The sequence below is a fragment of the Streptomyces sp. NPDC037203 genome (genome assembly GCF_055605065.1).
Genome location: NZ_JBVJUC010000004.1, coordinates 1 through 17,846, shown reverse-complemented (window position 1 = coordinate 17,846; position 17,846 = coordinate 1). Strand labels below are relative to the sequence as shown.

Here is a 17,846-nt window from a genome sequence, read left to right as displayed (position 1 = left end):
ATGCGATCATTCGTCGCCGGTGTTGATGTGAAGCATGACTTCTCTGCGCACACTGGGCTCATCCGACCTCGAAGTCTTCCCGCTCTGCCTGGGCGGCAACGTCTTCGGCTGGACCGCCGACGAGCAGACCTCCTTCGCCGTCCTGGACGCGTACACGGCCGCGGGCGGCAACTTCATCGACACCGCAGACGTCTACACCGCCTGGGTCGAGGGCCACCAGGGCGGCGAGTCCGAGACCGTCATCGGCAAGTGGGTCAAGGCCCGCGGCAACCGCTCCGACGTCGTCATCGCCACCAAGGTCGGCCAGCACCCGCAGTACAAGGGCCTGTCCGCGGCCAACATCAAGGCCGCCGCCGACGCCTCCCTGGCCCGCCTGGGCACCGACTACATCGACCTCTACTACACCCACTTCGACCAGCCCGAGGTGCCGGTCGAGGAGATCATCGGCGCGCTGGACGAACTGGTGAAGGCCGGCAAGGTGCGGCAGATCGCCGCGTCCAACATCAGCGCCGAGCGGCTCAAGGAGTCCCTGGACTTCTCCGCCCGCGAGAACCTGGCCCGCTATGTGGCGCTCCAGCCGCACTACAACCTGGTCTCCCGCGACACCTACGAGGGCCCGCTCCAGGACCTCGTCGCCCGCGAGGGCCTGTCCGCGGTGCCGTACTTCGCACTCGCCGCGGGCTTCCTGACCGGCAAGTACCGGCCCGGCGCCACGGTGGACAGCGCCCGTGCCGGCTCGGCCGCGAAGTACGCGGAGACCGAGCGCGGGCAGAAGGTGCTCGCCGCCCTCGACGAGATCGCCGCCGCGCACGGGGCCGCACATGCCACCGTCGCCCTCGCCTGGCTGGCCGCCCAGCCGACCGTCATCGCCCCGATCGCCTCGGCCCGCACCCTGGAGCAGCTCCCGCCGCTGCTGGCGGCCGGCGACCTGGAGCTGACGGACGACGAGCTGGAGAAGCTGACGGCCGCCTCGGCCTGAGCAGCCGGCGGTTCGCAGGTCACATCCGGTACGGGTGGTACGACGGGTACGGCGCCGCCGGGTAGCCGTACCCGTGCCCCTGCGGCTGCCCCGGCCGGATGTACGCGTGCCCGTACGGCGCGGGCGCCCATCCCATCGGGACGTGGGCGGCGGCCGCTCTGAGGGCCGCGTACTCCAGGGCGGGCCGGGCGGCCTCCCGGCGCTGCCACAGCCGATCGAGCAGTTCCCGCTCGCGGAGGGCGAAGTCGGCGCCCGCCCGCCCCTGGCGGCCCTGTCGGCGCAGCAGCGCGAGGGCGGTGGCGTACGTCTCGTACTGGGCGACCGCCCGAGCCGTGGGCCGGCCGGCGTGGTGGCGGGCGTAGTCGCGGGCCATCCGGCGGGCGCGCATCGAGCCGAGCGCGAAGGGCTCGGCCGGGCCCAGCCAGCCGGCCAGCACGTACGTGGGCAGCTCCTCGCGCACCGTGCGCAGCTCCCGCTGCCGGGTCCAGATCGCGAGCCAGGTCAGCAGCCCGAACGCCGGCAGCATGAAGGCGCCGTAGACGGCGAGGAAGCCGTACTGGCCGAAGCCGGCGGAGCTGTTCCACAGGGAGTGCATGCACATCGCGAGCAGCAGACCGCCGAGCGGGAGCAGCACCCGCCGGGCGCGCCCGCGGGCCCCGTACAGCGCGGCGAGGCCGAAGCCGATGCCGGTGCAGGTGGTGAACAGGGGGTGCGCGAACGGGGACATCACGATGCGCACGAAGAAGGTGGCGGCGGTGACGGAGACGATGCCGTGGCCGCCGCTGATCCGGTCGGTGCCGAAGGCGGTGCCGAGGTAGAGGATGTTCTCGGTGAACGCGAACCCGGTGGCGGTGATCCCGGCTATCACCATCCCGTCCACGATCCCGGTGAACTCGCGCCTGCGGAAGAGGAAGACCAGCAGGACGGCCGCCGCCTTGGCGGACTCCTCCACGATCGGGGCTATGAGGGTGGCGCCGAGGGTGTTGGCGCCCGCGGGGTCGGCGGTGGAGGTGGCTATCCACTTGGTCGCGAAGCTGTTCGCGACGATGGCTATCAGCGCCGCCGCGAACGCGCCCCAGCAGAACGCGAACACCAGGTTCCGCCAGGCGAACGGCGCCACCCGGTCCAGCCAGCGGAACGCGGTGACCAGCCAGGGCACCGGCAGCACCGCGAGGCCGAGACCCACCAGGAACCCCTCGGTGCCGGTCTCCTTGCGCACCAGCGCCAGGATGACCAGCCCGGACATGGCCAGCAGCGTGATCAGTGCGCCGTACCGCACCCACCGCAGCTGCCACCAGTGCGGGTGGCGCAGCATCTCGCCGCCGGGGTTCGGGGGGTACATCGGGTACGCGGAACTGGTGGCCACGGCATCGACCCTAACGGTGGCGGGACGCGGGGCTGAGTGGTTTACCTGCGGCGGAAGAGAAGATCGTGCACCACATGACCCTTGTCCAGCCCCTGCCCCTCGAAACGGGTCAGCGGCCGGAACGCGGGCCGGGGCGCGTAACCGCCGTCGGGCTGCGTGTTCTCGAAGTCGGGGTGGGCGGTCAGCACGTCGAGCATCTGCTCGGCGTACGGCTCCCAGTCGGTGGCGCAGTGCAGCAGCGCGCCGGGCCGCAGCCGGGTCGCGGCGAGGTCGAGGAACGCGGGCTGGATCAGCCGCCGCTTGTGGTGGCGCTTCTTGGGCCAGGGGTCCGGGAAGTAGACCCGCAGCCCGGCGAGCGCGTCGGGGCGGAGCATCTCGCGCAGCAGGATGATCGCGTCCCCGTTGCCCACCCGGATGTTGTCCAGCGCGTTCTGCTCGGCGAGGTTCAGCAGATTGCCCTGGCCGGGGGTGTGCACATCGACCGCGAGCACATTGGTGTCCGGGTCGGCGGCGGCCATCTGCGCGGTGGCCTCGCCCATGCCGAAGCCGATCTCCAGGACCACCGGACGGTCGTTGCCGAACAGCTCGGCGAGGTCGAGCACCCGCTGTCCGTCGATGTCCAGTCCCCGGGCCGGCCACAGCCGCTGGAGCGCGTCGGCCTGCCCGCTCGTGACCCGGCTGCGGCGCGGCTGGAAGCTGCGGATCCGCCGCTCGAAGTGCGAGCCGGCGGGATCGGCCTTCGGGCCGTCCGGGAAACGCGGCGCGCCCTTGGCCCGGTCGGGCCGGGGGGCGGCACCGGGGGCGTCCGGGGCCGGCTCGGACAGGACGTCGGGGGTGTTCAGCGCATCAGACACAGTACGAACGAGTCTACGGGCGTGCGGCGGATATGCCCGCGCCGTCGGCCGCCGCCAGCATCTCCAGGGCCCGGCGCGCGACCTCCCGGCCGATCGGCAGGGACGCGGTGGCCGCCGGGGACGGCGCGTTCAGCACATGCACCGCGCGGGGGCCCTCCTTGATCAGGAAGTCGTCCACCAGCGAGCCGTCCCGCAGCACCGCCTGCGCCCGCACCCCGGCCGGCGCCGGCACCAGGTCGCTGGCCCGCGCCGCGGGCAGCAGTCTGCGCACCGCCGCCAGGAAGGCCTCCTTCGACAGCGAGCGGTGCAGCTCACCGGCGCCGTAGCGCCAGTGCCGCCGGGCTATCGCCCACGAGCCCGGCCAGGCCAGGGTGCCGGCCAGCTCCCGCGGCCGTACGACCCCCCATTCGTACCCCTCGCGGGCCAGGGCCGGGACCGCGTTGGGGCCGATGTGGACGCCGCCGTCGACGCCGCGGGTCAGATGCACGCCGAGGAACGGGAAGGCCGGGTCCGGCACCGGATACACCAGGCCGCGCACCAGCTCGGGCCGCGCCAGCTCGTAGTACTCCCCGCGGAACGGCACGATCCGCACGCCCGGCTCGTCACCGGTCAGCCGGGCCAGCTCGTCGCAGTACAGCCCGGCGCAGTTCACCAGCACCCGCGCGCGCACGACCTCGCCGGCCGCGGTGCGCACGGCCACGCCGCGCTCGGGGCGCCGGTGCACGGCGACGACCCGCGCGCCGTAGCGGAGGTCGGCGCCGGAGGCGCGGGCGAGCTGCCGGGCGACACCCGTGTAGTCGCACACGCCGGTGCTGCCGACGTGTATCGCGGCCAGCCCGCGCACCTCGGGTTCGTACTCCTCGATCTGGGCGGCGCCCAGCTCGCGCACCGGTATTCCGTTCTCCCGGCCGCGCTGGACCAGGGCGTGCAGCCGGGGCAGCTCGGCGCGCTCGGTGGCCACGATCAGCTTGCCGGTGACGGCGTGCTCGATGCCGTACTCGGCGCAGAACGCGACCATCTCGGCCGCGCCGCGCACCGCGTACCGCGCCTTGAGGGAGCCCGGCCGGTAGTAGATCCCGCTGTGGATCACCCCGCTGTTGCGGCCCGTCTGGTGGCGGGCCGGGCCCGGCTCCTTCTCCAGCACGGTCACCCGCGTCCCCGGCGCCGCACGGCCGATCGCGTACGCCGTCGACAGCCCGACGATCCCCCCTCCGACCACGAGCACATCGCAGTCGTACGCCCCGACCGGCACCTGCACCACCTCCCACGTCGATAGTGCACTGCGCCACTGACAATGCCTTCAAACACGGGATGCCGCGGTACGGCCGAAGGCGCGGGGATGTCTTTACGCGGGCGCCATCAGCAGGGGCCGGGCCCGCTCCCGCAGCTCGACCACCCGCGGCTCGTCGCCGTACGCCTCCAGCCGGTGCAGCAGATCCCGGACGTACTCGGTGGTCCGCGCCGAGGAGATCCGTCCGGCCACCTCGACCGCCCGCACCCCCTGCTCGCAGGCCGCGTCGAGGTTGCCGGACTCCAGCTCGGCGACCGCGGAGACGACCAGGCGCAGCCCGTGCGAGCGCACGAACTCCTCCGTCGGCTTCGACAGTGCCTGCTCGGTGAAGCGGCGCACCTGGCGCGGCAGCTTCAGGTCCCGGTAGCACTCGGCCGCGTCGGCGGCGAACCGGTCGTAGCCGTAGAAGCCGAGCCACGAGGGATCGTTGTCCCCCTCGCGGGAGCGCTCCAGCCAGCTCTCCGCCGCCTTCAGCGCCGCGCCCGCCGCCTGGGCGTCCCCGGCGCGCGCGTGGGCGCGCGCCTCGACCAGCCGGAAGAAGCTCATCGTGCGCGCGGTGGCCAGTCCCCGGTTGCGTTCGAGCGCGGCCTGCGCGAGGTCGACGCCCTCGTCCCCGAATCCCCGGTAGGTCGCCTGGAGCGACATGGAGGCGAGGACGTACCCGCCGAGCGGTACGTCGGCCGCCGCGCGGGCGAGCCGCAGCGCCTGGATGTAGTACCGCTGCGCCGCCTCCTGCTGGCCGGTGTCGAAGGCCATCCATCCGGCGAGCCGGGTCAGTTCGGCGGAGGCGCCGAACAGCGCCCGGCCGACTTCGTCGGAGTACCCGCCGAGCAGCAGCGGCGCCGCCTCGACCCGCAGGCACTCCGGCACCATCGACGAACGCCAGTCGCCGCCCCCGTACTTGGAGTCCCAGCGCCTGGCGTCCTCGGCGGCCTCCCGCAGCTTGCGGACGTCGCTGTGGCCGACTCTGACCGGTGCGCCGGTGCCCTCGGCGGCGCCGTCCGCCCGCGCGACCGAGCTGTCGGCGGGGGTTATCAGCCAGCGCGAGGCGGGCGTCGCGTAGGCGCTCACCGCGAACGATCCGGCCAGCGACTGCCAGATCCCGCCCGAGCCGGCCCGGCGTCCGGCGAGGTCGAGGCGGTACAGCTCGGTCGCCGAGCGCACCGCCTGCGCCACGTCCCTCGGGAAGGCGAGGCCGACCTCGGGCGCGGGGTCCGCGTCCGCCAGGCCGATCTCGTGGAGCGGCACCGGGCGGCCGAGCTTCTGTCCGATGGCGGCCGCGATGAGGTGGGGCGCGGCGCCCTGCGGCACCATGCCCTTCGACACCCAGCGCGCCACCGACGTCTTGTCGTAGCGAAGTGTCAACCCGCGTTGGGCGCCAAGGTCGTTGACGCGGCGCGCGAGTCCTGCGTTGCTGATTCCCGCGAGGGCGAGAACGGCGCCGAGTTTTTCGTTCGGCCCGCGTTGCTCCCTGGACATGCGCCACCCCTCGACACAGACGGCCGCCGCGCGGGCATAACCGTGCGGCATTCGTAAACCCAGCGTAGTTCGCCGCATCCCAAGCGTTAAGGGGCATTGTTCCGGATGGCGGGATTGTGGTCCGTACGGGAGTGCGGACCAGTACGCACCGTGCACGGACGGCCGTCCCGTGCCCCCGCGTGTGTGGCCGTGCGCCCGGCCGTGCGCTCTCCTGCGGCCGGGCGGCGGGCGGTTACCTGGTCCTGCGTGGGTCGGCCCGCTGTACTGGATCCAGCGGGCTGGGGGACACCGCCGCCTTCATCCCCGCGGGCGGCGGACCGGTCCGGGAGGCGGATGCCGTCTCCCGGACCGTGCGTGCGTCCGGGGTGCCGCGCGGGCCGCGAGCCCCTACAGAGCGTGCTCATCTCCCGTGTCACATCTGCTATTTGGCTGAAAATCGTCCCGGTGTCGTCCGGGGGATGTCCGTTCCGACCATGCAACTTGGGGGCGCGAAGGGCGTTTTGGGGGAGCGTACCGGGGGCGCATTCACGTCGCGCCCTGCCTGGTGAGCGCCCGCCCGTCCTCCGCTCCGCACCCGGCGCCCGACCGCCGACCCCCCTTCTCCCTCCGCCGTTCCGGGCGGTGTCACCACACCTCTCCCACGCGTCCTTCGTGGCAGCATGGGGACCGGTTCGATCGGTGCACTGGTTGCCACAGGCTGTGGAGGCACGATGCGGTGGTTGGTGGGGTGGAGCAGCGCCGCCGGGGGCGCGGCCGGGCTCGGCTCCGCCGGCTCCCCGGGCCCCGACGGCGAGACCCTGCACCCGGTCGGCTCCCAGCTTTTGTGGGGCGATCCCGACCCGCTGTGGGCCGTCGGCGACTGGCGCCCGGACGAGGTGCGCGTGGTCAAGGCCGACGAGCAGAACCGGATCGCCGTCCTCGGCATCTGCGGCGCCTCCGACGAGGAGCTGCGGCGCGGCCTGTTCACCGCGCGCGGCGGCGCGCTGCGCCATCTGACCAACTGGCCCGGCAGCTACACGGCCGTCGTCCAGGTCGGCCGCCGCGTCACCGTCTGCGGCGACCTCGCGGGCGCCCGCCCGGTCTTCCACACCCCGTGGGCGGGCGGCACGGCGTACGCCACCGCCGCGCTGCCGCTCGCCGACCTCGTCGAGGCCAACCTCGACTTCGGTCATCTGGCCGCCCTGCTCGCCGCCCCGGACGTCCCGGCCGCGCTGCGCGACACCACCCCCTACGAAGGGGTACGGCGCGTTCCGCCGGGACACGCGCTGGTGCTGCGCGCGGGGGCGCGGGAGATCGCCGGGTACGACCCGGTCTCCTCGCTCGCGGTGTCCGCGCCCCCGGCCGACCCCGTCCGCGCGGTGGACGCCGTACGCGACGCCCTGGTGGAGGCGGTGCGCACCCGGCTCTCGGCGCCGCGGCACGTGCCCGACCTCGATCCGGGGCCGGTGCCCGGAATGGGGCCCGCCGAGCGGCGCGCCCGGCGCGGGATGCCGGTGCCCGGAATCGGCGCCGACCTGTCCGGCGGGCCGGCCTCCGCCACCCTCGCGCTGCTCGCCGCCGGGCTGCCCGGCCGGCCCGGCACCCTCCTCGGGCACGGCGCCGGCGAACGCCTCCTCGCCGTCACCTTCAACGACCTCGCCGTCGCCGGCCGCGAGGCCGAGGTGCAGCGGGCGGCGGCGCTCGGGGCCGATCCGCGGCTGCACCACGTGGTGGTGACCGGCGGCGAGGAGGCGCTGCCCTACGCCGACCTCGACGGCCCCCTCACCGACGAGCCCGGACCCTCGCTGGTCACGGCCGGACGGCACCGGGCGCGGCTGGCCGCGGGCAGCGCGGACCACTTCACGGGGCACGGCGCGCGCCAGGTCCTGGACGCGCATCCGGCCCGGCTCGCCGACCTGCTGATGGACCGCAGACGCCGCCATCTGGTCCGGCCGGTCGCCGCGCTCGCCCGTGCGGACGGCTCGGTCCTGGTCTCCGCGCGCGTGTACGGCGCGGCCCGGCGGCTCGCCCGCACGCCGTACCGGGACGGGCTGGAGGCGCTCGCCGAGCGGCTGATGCGGCGGCGGTTCGAGGAGCCGAGGGGGGCCGTCGGGGCGTCGCTCGCGGCGCTGACCTGGGCCGCGCCGGGTCCGGCCGCCCGGTGGCTCACGGGGGAGGCACTGGCTGAAGTATCGGTTCTGCTCGGGGTGGAGGGGGATCGGTCGGGTACGGGGGCGCAGCGGCCCGGCGAGTACCGGGCGCGGGCGGCACTCGCCCGGTACGCGGCCGACCTGCGGGTGCTGGAGCAGTCCGCGGAGGTCCGTTCGCAGCGGCTGCACGCGCCCTTCCTGGACAACCAGGTGGTCCGTGCGTGCCGTGAGCTGCCGGAGGCGCTGCGGGTACGGCCCGGCGCGCGGGCCGAGATCCTGCGCACGGTCCTGGAGGGCACCGGCATCACGGAGTTGCCGCCGGGCTGGGGCACCCCGTCGCACGCGTCCGCCGCCGCGGCCGCGCGGGCGGGCCTGCGGCTGTCCGCCGAACCGCTGCTCGACCTCTTCTCCCGCCCGCTGCTCGCGGACGCGGGGCTGGTGGACGGGGGCGTGGTGCGCAAGGCGCTCCGCTCGGCGGCGGCGGGGTCCACGGTGGAGGGGCTGGCCGACCTGGTCTCCCTCGAACTGTGGCTGCACCGCCTGCTGGCCCGCCGGGGCACCTGCTGGACCGGAACACCGGCGCGGTCGCGGGCGGTGCCGGCGGGGATCCAGCGGAAGAGGGACGCGTTGGCCTCCGGCGCGTGATGCCCGCGGCGCGAGCGGGGACGACGGCGGTCGGGTCCCGCCCGCGACCCGGAGCCGGGGCGCCCGTCCGGCTCCCCGCGCCCCTTCGGGGCACTCCTCGGCCGCGCCGCCCTCGGGTGATCCGGGCTACCGGCAGGTGAACCGGGACTCCGCCCAGTCCGCCAGCGCCATCCGGTCGAAGGGGGCACGGTGCGGGCGCACGACGAGCTGTACGGTCCGGCGCCCGGTGAGGTCCACATGGACGGGGACGGCCCGGTCGCGGCCCTCGACGAGCCCCGACTGCCACAGCGGGACCCCGTCGGCGTAGACGGCGAAGGTCACCTTGCCCAGGCCGAGGGTCAGGTCGTCCACACCGGCCACCGCGTCGTACGCGGTGCACCGCCGGTTGAGGTCGATGGTCACGGAGGACTCGCCGCGGACGGTCGCGCCGTGCGCGTACCGCGTGCCGCCGACCTCCAGGCCGTACCGCTGCCACACCCAGCTGCTCGCGCCGAGCGCGATCTCCGGCCGGGTGCGGTCGCCGCTCACGTCGTAGCCCAGCTCGCTGAGCTGGTAGACGACGGGGGGCGCCGGGACAGGGGGCGTCGGGGTCGGGGTGGGTACGGGGGTGGGCGTGGGCCTGGGGCCGGGCTTCGGGGGTGCGGGCCTCGGCGACGGCTTCGGCGGGGGCGTCGGGGCCGGGGTGGGCGCCGGCGCGGGCGCGGCGGGCGCCACCGGCTTCGGGGCCGGCTTCGGGACGGGCTTCGGCTTCGGCGGGGCGGGTGTCGGGGAAGGTGTGCGCACGACGGCCGGCGGGGCCGGCGCGGCGGGCTTGGCGACCTCCTTCGCCGGATGGCCGTCGTACACCAGGCCGAAGGCCACCGCGGCGGCGGCGACCGCGACGACACCGGCGGCGATGCCCGCCTTGACCGGCGCCCCGATCGCCTCCGAGGCGGCCCCGCCCGCGGCACCGGATCCGCCGGAGGACCCGCCCGCCGCGGCGGCCGCCCCCGCGGCACCGGCCCCCGCGCCGCCCGCGACCAGGCCGAGCGCCTTGGCGTACCCGGCGGCCCCGAACCAGCCGATGACCGCGACCGGCACGACCGCGGGAATGCCCCCCGCGACCTCCTCGATCTGCGCCGCCGCGAGCCGGCACCTGGCGCACTCCTCCAGATGCTTGCGCAGGCCCCGCTCGGCGCGCACGCGCAGCTTGCGGCGGGCGTAGCCGCCGAGCTGGTCGGCGTAGCGGGCGCACTCCGCGTCCTCGGTGAGGGTGGTGCTGACATGCGCCTGGAGGTACGCCTGCTTCAGCCCCTCACGGGCGCGGCTGGCGAGCACGCGGGTGCCGTTGGCGTCCAGACCGAACAGGACGGCGACCTCGCTCGGGGACTCGTCCTCCACCTCGGTGTGCCACAGCACGGCCTGCCAGCGCTCGGGCAGCGAACGGAACGCCCGCATGGCCATGGACTGCTCGGCCTCGTGCAACGCCCTGACGTCGGCGCCGAGTTCGAGGGTGTCGTCATCGGACACCGCCGAGGAGCGGGCGGCCTGCTGGGCGAACGTGGCGAAGTCGTCGACGAGTTGCTCGCGCCGGGCCGAGCTGACCCAGCGCGCGGCGACCCGTCGCACCGAGGTCAGCAGATAGGCCCGTACGGCGTGCTCGGGGCCGGAGCCGCCGCGCACGGCCTGGAGCATCCGGGCGAACACCTCGGCCGTCAGGTCGTCGGCGGTGTGCGCGTCCCGGCAGCAGGTGCCCGCGTACCGGCGCACCGCGGCCGCGTGCCGCCGGTACAGCTCCTCGTACGCGGAGTCGTCGCCGCCCCGCATCCGCTCGATCAGCTCGGCGTCACCGGCCGGCATGCCCCGCTGCGCCGGGACGTTCCACCTGCTCGTCCGGCGCCCCTGGCTGGGCACCTGGGCCCCGGCGCCCTCGTCCTCACGTGCCCTGCCAGCACTCATCGCGGAACGCCCCCGCCCCAGCCCGACATCACCGCCCCAGCGTGCCACATCGTCATTTCTTCAACGACCCCCTCCGCCCCCTGTCACCCGTCCGAGGGGATTCGCGGGAAAACGCCCGCGAAAGAGAGACGCGAAGGGACAGGAAGGAGACGCGCGGCGAGCCACCGGGACCGTCGTGGAAGGAGCCACGGAGACGGGCCGCCCGCTCCACCCGAGTGTGAAGATCGCTCGGGTGACGCGGGCGACCGGAAATCCCCGCCGAAGGCGCGGTCAGCCGATCGCCGGCCGGGACCGCAGACCCTCCAGCAGGATGTCCAGCAGCCGCGCCGACGCCGCCGCCTGCTGCGCGGCATCCGGCAGCGACGGCGCCGCCGTGGCGATCACCAGCAGCACATCGGAGACGGACACATCGGCCCGCAGTTCCCCGGCCGCCCGCGCCCGCTCCACCAGCCGCCCCACGACCGCGAGCAGCTCCCCGGCCCCGGCATCCTCCGCGGGGCCGGACTCCTGCCCCACGAGCCGCAGTTCAGCGGTGCCGGGCTGGAGCCGCTGCTGCGGCACACGAGTCTCCCCGGCGACCGAACCGACCGGGCGGACCCCGTCGGCCGGAGCCCCGGCGTCCTCCGCGGAACCGACCCGCAGCACCTGCGGCGGCAGCAGCCGGCCCGCCCCCGACGCCACCGACGTGCGCAGGAAACGGGACAGCGCCGACCACGGCTCGTCCTCCTGCCCCAGCGCCGCCCGCGCCTGCTCGGTGAGCCGCGCCGTCTCCTCCTCGGCTATCCGCCGGACCAGCACGTCCTTGCTGGGAAAACGCCGGTAGACGGTGCCGACCCCGACCCGCGCGCGCCGCGCCACGTCCTCCATCGGCGCGCCGTAGCCCAGCTCGCCGAACACCTCACGCGCCGCGCGCAGCACGTGCTCCAGATTGCGCTGTGCGTCCACCCGCAGCGGCGTCGTACGCGCCCCGTCCGCGCGCCCGTTCACCGTCGCGACCGCCGGCACCGCCGGCAGCGTCGAGCCTGCGGTCGCCACCGCGGTGGCGGACGACCAGTGCGTGTCCTGCATATGCATGTGTTTCCCCCGGTGCATGACGTCTCCCCCCGGAGACACTCCCCGTCACTGATGCCGGAATGCGCGAAGGGGCACCGGTCGCCGCGGGCCGACCCGTCACAGAGCCCGAACGACCACAACCCCTACACCCCGTCGACACGAACATAGTTGAGAGGGAGTCAATTCAGAAGGGGCAGGTTCCGCACACTGCGCCCCCCGATCGGAGCACGAGCCGTATACGTCCCGATTCCCGGCGCGTCCGCCCGCGCATCCGCCCCCGCTGACCTGCCCCCTTTCCACCACCCCGGCCACCGGGCCGGTACCGCCCGCCGCGAGACCTCCGGTCACACAAATTGCCGGGCCTGTGGACAAACAACAGCGCCGGGTGCGTCATGGGATGGTGAAGGAACGTGCGCGCATTCTGGTTGTCGGCGGCGGCTACGTCGGGATGTACACGGCCCTGCGCCTCCAGCGGAAGCTGAGGGCCGAGCTCGGGCGCGGGGAGATCGGCATCACCGTCGTCACCCCCGACCCGTATATGACGTACCAGCCCTTCCTGCCCGAGGCGGCCGCGGGCTCGATCTCCCCCCGCCATGTCGTCGTACCGCTGCGCCGCGTCCTCGACCAGTGCCATGTCGTCGTCGGCGAGGCGAAGGCCGTCGACCACGCGGCGCGCACCGTCACCGTCACCACCCTCGCCACCGCCGACGCGGGCCGCACCGAACTCTTCCGCTACGACGAGCTGGTGCTCGCCCCCGGCTCCGTCGCCCGCACCCTGCCCATCCCCGGCCTCGCCGAGTACGGCATCGGCTTCAAGACCGTCGAGGAGGCCATCGCCCTGCGCAACCACGTCATCGAACAGATGGACATCGCCTCCTCCACCCGCGACCCCGCGATCCGCGACGCCGCCCTCACCTTCGTCTTCGTCGGCGGCGGCTACGCGGGCGTGGAAGCCCTCGCCGAACTGGAGGACATGGCCCGCTACGCCGCCCGCTACTACCACAACGTCCGTGCCGAGGACATGCGGTGGATCCTCGTCGAGGCGAGCGACCGCATCCTGCCCGAGGTCGGCTCCGACCTGGGCCGCTACACCGTCACCCAGCTGCGCCGCCGCAACATCCAGGTGCTGCTCGGCACCCGCCTGGAATCCTGCGCCGACCGGGTCGCCGTGCTCAGCGACGGCCAGCGCTTCCCGACCCGTACGGTCGTCTGGACCGCCGGCGTGAGACCGCACCCGCTGCTCGCCGCCACCGATCTGCCGCTCACCGACCGCGGCAAGCTCAAGTGCACCGCCCGGCTGACCGTCGAGGGCACCGAGCACGCCTGGGGCGCAGGGGACGCCGCGGCCGTCCCCGACGTCACCGCCGCCGAACCCGGCACCCTCACCGCGCCCAACGCCCAGCACGCCGTACGCCAGGCCAGGGTCCTCGGTGACAACCTTGTCCACACCCTGCGCGGCGAACCCCTGGAGACCTACGCGCACGCCCACGCGGGCTCCGTCGCCTCCCTCGGCCTGCACAAGGGCGTCGCCCAGGTCTACGGGCGCCGGCTGAAGGGCTACCCTGCCTGGTTCATGCACCGCGTGTACCACCTCAGCCGGGTGCCCACCGTCAACCGCAAGGCCCGCGTGCTCGCCGAATGGGTCCTCTCCGGACTCTTCAAACGGGAGATCGTCTCGCTCGGTTCACTCGAACACCCGCGCGCCGAGTTCGAACTCGCGGCCAGGGGAAAGCATCCTCACGACCCGAAGGGGTCGTCCTGACCGGATCCAGGAACTCCACGGCCCGCCCCACCGTCTGACGGATGTCGCCCGCCGCGGCCCGCTCCCTGCCAGACTGCCCCACGACATCGGACGGGCTCCCGCCCGCCCTAGCACCCACGAGGCCTTGCCCACAGTGAACTTCACGCGCTGGAGCGCCCGGCTCCCCGGAACGCAGCGCCGCGCCGCCGCGCGGACCGAGACCGCGCCACCCCCGGACCGGCGAGGCGAAGGCTCCGTGCCCGCGGCCCGCGCCGGGGGCCCCGCCGACGAGTCCGGACCGGTGCCCGCCGTCGACGCACTGCCCGCCCGCGACGTCCTCGACCGCGTCCCGGCCCTCGTCGCCCTCGTGCACGGCCCCGACCACCGCCTCGCCTACGTCAACGGGGCCTATACGACGGCCTTCGGCCCCCGCCCCACCGGCGCCCCCGCCCGCGAGGCCCTGCCCGAACTCGCCGGGCTGGGCCTGCTCCCGCTCCTCGACCAGGTGCTGCGCAGCGGCCGCCCCCGCACCCTGAAGTCCCGCCGCGCGGCCGACGGCCGCTCGTACACCTTCACCTGCACCCCCGTCACCGAGGGCGACGGCGGCGACGGCGCGGTCCTGGTCTTCGCCACCGACGTCACCGACCACGCGGAAGCCGCCGAGCGACTGCGCGCCAGCGAACGCCGCCAGCGCGAGACCGCCGTCACCCTCCAGCGCTCCCTGCTCCCGCAGGACCTGGAGGAACCCGACGACCTGCGCATCGCCGCCACCTACCAGCCCGGCGGCACCGAGGCCGCGGTCGGCGGCGACTGGTACGACGTGATCACCCTCGGCGGCGGCCGCACCGCGCTCGTCATCGGCGATGTCATGGGCCGGGGTGTGCGCGCCGCCGCCGTCATGGGCCAGCTGCGCACCGGCGCCCGCGCCTACGCCCGCCTCGACCTGCCCCCGCACGAAGTCCTCCAGCTCCTCGACGGCCTCGCCACCGAGATCGACCCCCACCAGATCGCCACCTGCGTCTACGCCGTCCACGACCCCAACGAGGGCCGGCTGGTGTACGCCTCCGCCGGACACCTGCCCATCCTGGTCCGCGACGAGAACGGCACGGTCGCCCGCGCCGACGAACCCACCGGACCGCCGCTCGGCACCGGCGGCTGGATGCACTCCTCGGGCTCGATCGCGCTGGCCCCCGGCTCCACCGCGGTCCTCTACACCGACGGCCTGGTGGAGCGCAGGAACGAAGACCTGGACGAGGGCATCGCCGCTCTGGAACGCGCCCTGGCCGGCGCCACCGGCTCCCCCCAGGTCATCTGCGACCGCCTGGTCCGCTCGGCCGGCGTCACCGCCGACCACGACGACGACGTGGCCGTGCTCGTCCTCCAGCACCCGGCCCGCACCGGCCCCGACGGCGACCTCTTCCGGGGCGCGGCCCTGGACCTCCTCGGCGGCGTCGAGGCCGCCCCGCGCGCCCGCGCCTTCGCCTCCGGCGTCCTCACCAGCTGGCGTTTCCCGACCGAACTGCACGACCTCGGCGTCCTCGCGACCAGCGAACTCGTCGCCAACAGCCTCCAGCACGGCACCCCGCCCATGCGCCTGCGGCTGCGCCGCACCGACCGCCGGCTCATCGTGGAGGTCACCGACGGCGACGACCACCTCCCCCGGCGCCGCCGCGCCGAACCGGCCGACGAGTCCGGCCGGGGCATCGCCATCGTCGCCACCATCGCCTCCGCCTGGGGCTGCCGCCGCACCCCGGACGGCGGGAAGGCCGTCTGGTGCGAGTTCCCGCTGCCGAAACCGGGGCCCTGAGCGGCGACGGGCACCGGGGGCGTGAGCCGCGCCGCGCGCGAGCGGCCACCACGACACGGAGGCCGGTGGGCACGCTCGCGCACCCACCGGCCTCCGCCCCTTCACCCGCGCAGCGTCACGCCTCCGCGGTCACCGTCTCGGCGGGCGCCCCGCCCCGGCTGACCACACGGCTCGCCCGCACCGACCACGGCTGGTCCTGCGCCACCGTGAGCTGCCGCCCGAGCCGCAGCGCCAGATACGTGATGCCCAGCGAGAACAGCACGAAGGTCACGATGTACGGCGCGTGCAGCGACGCCCCGAGGGGGCCGCCGACCGCCGGACCGACGGCCAGCGCCAGCTGCTTGACCAGCGCGAACGCCGAGTTGTACTGGCCGGCCAGACCCTCCGGCGCCAGATCGGCGACCAGCGGGGCGACCGTCGGCGACAGCATCGCCTCGCCGAGACCGAACAGCGCGTACGTCGACACGAACGCGGCCGTCGCCATCTCCTGGCTGCCGTGCCCGAGCCCCGCATAGCCCGCGGCCACCCAGGCCACCGTCCAGACCAGGCCCACCAGGGCGATCACGCGGGTGCGCCGGGCACGCTCCACGAACCGCAGCACGGCGAACTGGGCGACCACGATCATCAGCGTGTTCGCGGCCAGGGCCGTGCCCAGCGTGGAGGTGGATATCCCGGCGGCCTCCACGCCGTACGCGCTCAGACCCGACTCGAACTGCCCGTAGCAGGCGAAGAACAGCACGAAGCCCAGCACGCACAGCTGCACCATCGCCCGGTTGCCGAGCAGCCGCTTCCAGCTGCCCTTCGCGGACGCCGGGGCGTCCTCCACGCGAGGGGAGTGCGGCATCCGCACGGTCGCCATCACCGCGACCAGCAGCAGGAACATCGCCGCCTCGATCGCGAACAGCAGGGTGAACGAGGACACGCGCGTGGTGTCGACCAGGTGACCGCCGATGAGGCCGCCGATGCCGAGGCCCAGGTTCTGCAGGAAGAACTGCATCGCGAAGGCTCGGGAGCGGGTGTCGGCGCTGGAGCAGTCCACGATCATGGTGGCCAGCGCCGGCTGCATCACGGCCTGGCCGGCACCGAGCGCCGAGGCGGCGAGCAGCACGGACCAGGCGCTGCCCGCGAGACCCAGGCTCAGCGCTCCGAAGGCGGCGGTGACCAGGGCGGCGAGCAGGACCGGCAGCGGGCCGCGCCGCACGATCGCCCGGCCGGCGAACGGCAGCACGATCAGCGCGGCCACGGCGAAGACGGCGAGCACCAGTCCCGCCGTCATGGCCCCCAGACCCCGCACCTGCGCCACATAGACGTACAGATACGGAACCGTGAAGCCGAGTCCGAATGCGCTGAGTGCGTTGCCCACGTGGATCCGGCGCATCGCAGCGCCCATCGCCCTGGTCACGTTCACCTCTCTCACTAGTTAGGAGTGAAGACTTCGAAACTAAAGTTCGAAGCTAAAGAGTACACAGTGAAGGACTTCAAGGCAAAGCGGCCGCGTGCCATACTCGGGCCATGGCCGACAGCGCCGGCGTCACAGAGCCGACCCTCGAAGAACAGATCGCCGCCTACCAGCGCGAGTTCCAGGACCTCGATCCGCAGGTCGAGAAGATCGTGTCGGCCCTGTCCCGGCTCAACCGCCGGATGAACGTGGCGTACGGCCGCCAGACCGCCGCCCTCGGCATCAGCAACGCCGAGTGGGAGGTGCTCAAGGCGCTGGTCCTCTCCGGCGCCCCGTACCGGCTGGGCCCCAGCGACCTCGCCAAGCGCCTCGGCCTCACCCCGGCCGCCATGACCCACCGGATCGACCGCATGGTCACCGAGGGCCTGGTCACGCGGGAGCGCGACGAGGCCAACCGGGTGCGGGTCATCATCGAGCTGACCCCCGAGGGGCGCGAGAAGTGGCTGGAGGCGATGCGCCTCGCGACCGTCTTCGAGGAGGACCTGCTCCAGGACCTCACCCCCGCCGAGCGCTCGGTCCTCGGCGAAGTCCTCACCACGCTGCTGCGCCGGGTGGAGCACGCCCAGCCGGACGCCGGCGGCCGCCTCAGCGATCTCGACTGAGGCAGCAGAAAAGATCTTGACAGGGGTGGTTGACACGCCCCGGTCTGGTCCGTAGAGTTCTTCGGGTTGCCGCGGGGCCGTAGTGTCTCCGCGGTGGCACCTCAGCCGCTTCGAGCGGCACCTCTCACACCAACAGCACGATCTCCCTCCGGGTTGATTTCGGCGTGCCCGAATTCAATTCGAATAGGGATTCGGCGGCCCGATTGGGAATTGCCGGAGCGATCCGCTAAGGTTTGAGACGTCGGAACGGCCCAACGGCCGGGAAGACAAGCCCCGCTGACTGGGGGTTAGACACCGAAAGGGTCTGATAGAGTCGGAACCGCCGGAAAGGGAAACGCGAGAGCGGGAACCTGGAAAGCACCGAGGAAATCGGATCGAGAAAAGATCTGATAGAGTCGGAAACACCGAAGGGAAGCCCGGAGGAAAGCCCGAGAGGGTGAGTACAAAGGAAGCGACCGTTCCTTGAGAACTCAACAGCGTGCCAAAAGTCAACGCCAGATATG

Annotated in this window: 12 protein-coding genes; 5 read left to right on the top strand and 7 right to left on the bottom strand. The window is 73.9% G+C overall.

Going from position 1 to position 17,846, the window contains the following annotated elements; translation table 11 throughout:
* The first annotated feature begins 34 nt into the window (after window positions 1-34).
* Window positions 35-979: an aldo/keto reductase gene (locus ACZ7EC_RS13455; protein WP_471062129.1), complete on the top strand. Its 945-nt coding sequence runs from the start codon at window positions 35-37 to the stop codon at window positions 977-979.
* Window positions 980-998: 19 nt separating this feature from the next.
* Here ACZ7EC_RS13455 and ACZ7EC_RS13450 read toward each other — a convergent pair whose 3' ends face one another.
* The 4 genes from ACZ7EC_RS13450 to ACZ7EC_RS13435 all read right to left on the bottom strand — a co-directional run bounded on the left by ACZ7EC_RS13450 (window position 999) and on the right by ACZ7EC_RS13435 (window position 5,969).
* A complete protein-coding gene (locus tag ACZ7EC_RS13450) occupies window positions 999-2,345 on the bottom strand; it encodes a PrsW family intramembrane metalloprotease (RefSeq protein WP_471062126.1) in 1,347 nt (448 codons plus the stop codon).
* 41 nt (window positions 2,346-2,386) lie between these two features.
* Complete coding sequence (trmB, locus tag ACZ7EC_RS13445) at window positions 2,387-3,199, bottom strand: tRNA (guanosine(46)-N7)-methyltransferase TrmB (RefSeq protein ID WP_471062123.1); 813 nt, start codon at window positions 3,197-3,199, stop codon at window positions 2,387-2,389.
* A 13-nt stretch (window positions 3,200-3,212) separates the two neighbouring features.
* A complete protein-coding gene (gene lhgO, locus ACZ7EC_RS13440) occupies window positions 3,213-4,460 on the bottom strand; it encodes an L-2-hydroxyglutarate oxidase (RefSeq protein ID WP_471062120.1) in 1,248 nt (415 codons plus the stop codon).
* Window positions 4,461-4,544: 84 nt separating this feature from the next.
* Window positions 4,545-5,969, bottom strand: a complete 1,425-nt coding sequence (locus ACZ7EC_RS13435) for an MFS transporter (protein WP_397985202.1) — start codon at window positions 5,967-5,969, stop codon at window positions 4,545-4,547.
* Between the two features lie 710 nt (window positions 5,970-6,679).
* On the opposite strand from ACZ7EC_RS13435, the gene ACZ7EC_RS13430 reads away from it, so the two are divergent.
* Window positions 6,680-8,743: an asparagine synthase-related protein gene (locus ACZ7EC_RS13430; RefSeq protein WP_471062116.1), complete on the top strand. Its 2,064-nt coding sequence runs from the start codon at window positions 6,680-6,682 to the stop codon at window positions 8,741-8,743.
* Between the two features lie 126 nt (window positions 8,744-8,869).
* Here the strand turns inward: ACZ7EC_RS13430 and ACZ7EC_RS13425 are convergent, their stop codons facing one another.
* Both ACZ7EC_RS13425 and ACZ7EC_RS13420 read right to left on the bottom strand, forming a co-directional pair.
* A complete protein-coding gene (locus tag ACZ7EC_RS13425) occupies window positions 8,870-10,681 on the bottom strand; it encodes a sigma-70 family RNA polymerase sigma factor (protein WP_471062113.1) in 1,812 nt (603 codons plus the stop codon).
* A 270-nt stretch (window positions 10,682-10,951) separates the two neighbouring features.
* On the bottom strand, window positions 10,952-11,755 hold the full coding sequence (locus tag ACZ7EC_RS13420) for a TetR/AcrR family transcriptional regulator (protein WP_471062110.1): 804 nt from the start codon (window positions 11,753-11,755) through the stop codon (window positions 10,952-10,954).
* 376 nt (window positions 11,756-12,131) lie between these two features.
* Between ACZ7EC_RS13420 and ACZ7EC_RS13415 the strand changes: the two genes are divergently transcribed.
* Both ACZ7EC_RS13415 and ACZ7EC_RS13410 read left to right on the top strand, forming a co-directional pair.
* Window positions 12,132-13,496 carry an NAD(P)/FAD-dependent oxidoreductase gene (locus tag ACZ7EC_RS13415; RefSeq protein ID WP_471062107.1) on the top strand — a complete coding sequence of 455 codons (1,365 nt, stop codon included), beginning with the start codon at window positions 12,132-12,134 and terminating at the stop codon, window positions 13,494-13,496.
* Between the two features lie 133 nt (window positions 13,497-13,629).
* The gene (locus ACZ7EC_RS13410; protein ID WP_471062861.1) at window positions 13,630-15,282 is read left to right on the top strand and encodes an ATP-binding SpoIIE family protein phosphatase; all 1,653 of its coding nucleotides are present in this window, start codon (window positions 13,630-13,632) and stop codon (window positions 15,280-15,282) included.
* Between the two features lie 115 nt (window positions 15,283-15,397).
* Here ACZ7EC_RS13410 and ACZ7EC_RS13405 read toward each other — a convergent pair whose 3' ends face one another.
* On the bottom strand, window positions 15,398-16,672 hold the full coding sequence (locus ACZ7EC_RS13405; RefSeq protein ID WP_471062859.1) for an MDR family MFS transporter: 1,275 nt from the start codon (window positions 16,670-16,672) through the stop codon (window positions 15,398-15,400).
* Between the two features lie 122 nt (window positions 16,673-16,794).
* On the opposite strand from ACZ7EC_RS13405, the gene ACZ7EC_RS13400 reads away from it, so the two are divergent.
* Window positions 16,795-17,343, top strand: a complete 549-nt coding sequence (locus ACZ7EC_RS13400) for a MarR family winged helix-turn-helix transcriptional regulator (RefSeq protein ID WP_471062104.1) — start codon at window positions 16,795-16,797, stop codon at window positions 17,341-17,343.
* Window positions 17,344-17,846 lie beyond the last annotated feature (503 nt).

What these genes read in the sequence shown, in the direction of transcription:
- ACZ7EC_RS13455 (WP_471062129.1), top strand. Translation starts at nt 35, where the DNA reads ATGACTTCTCTGCGCACACTGGGCTCATCCGACCTCGAAGTCTTCCCG.
- ACZ7EC_RS13435 (WP_397985202.1), bottom strand. Translation starts at nt 5,969, where the DNA reads ATGTCCAGGGAGCAACGCGGGCCGAACGAAAAACTCGGCGCCGTTCTC.
- ACZ7EC_RS13430 (WP_471062116.1), top strand. Translation starts at nt 6,680, where the DNA reads ATGCGGTGGTTGGTGGGGTGGAGCAGCGCCGCCGGGGGCGCGGCCGGG.
- ACZ7EC_RS13425 (WP_471062113.1), bottom strand. Translation starts at nt 10,681, where the DNA reads ATGAGTGCTGGCAGGGCACGTGAGGACGAGGGCGCCGGGGCCCAGGTG.
- ACZ7EC_RS13420 (WP_471062110.1), bottom strand. Translation starts at nt 11,755, where the DNA reads ATGCATATGCAGGACACGCACTGGTCGTCCGCCACCGCGGTGGCGACC.
- ACZ7EC_RS13415 (WP_471062107.1), top strand. Translation starts at nt 12,132, where the DNA reads ATGGTGAAGGAACGTGCGCGCATTCTGGTTGTCGGCGGCGGCTACGTC.
- ACZ7EC_RS13405 (WP_471062859.1), bottom strand. Translation starts at nt 16,672, where the DNA reads ATGGGCGCTGCGATGCGCCGGATCCACGTGGGCAACGCACTCAGCGCA.
- ACZ7EC_RS13400 (WP_471062104.1), top strand. Translation starts at nt 16,795, where the DNA reads ATGGCCGACAGCGCCGGCGTCACAGAGCCGACCCTCGAAGAACAGATC.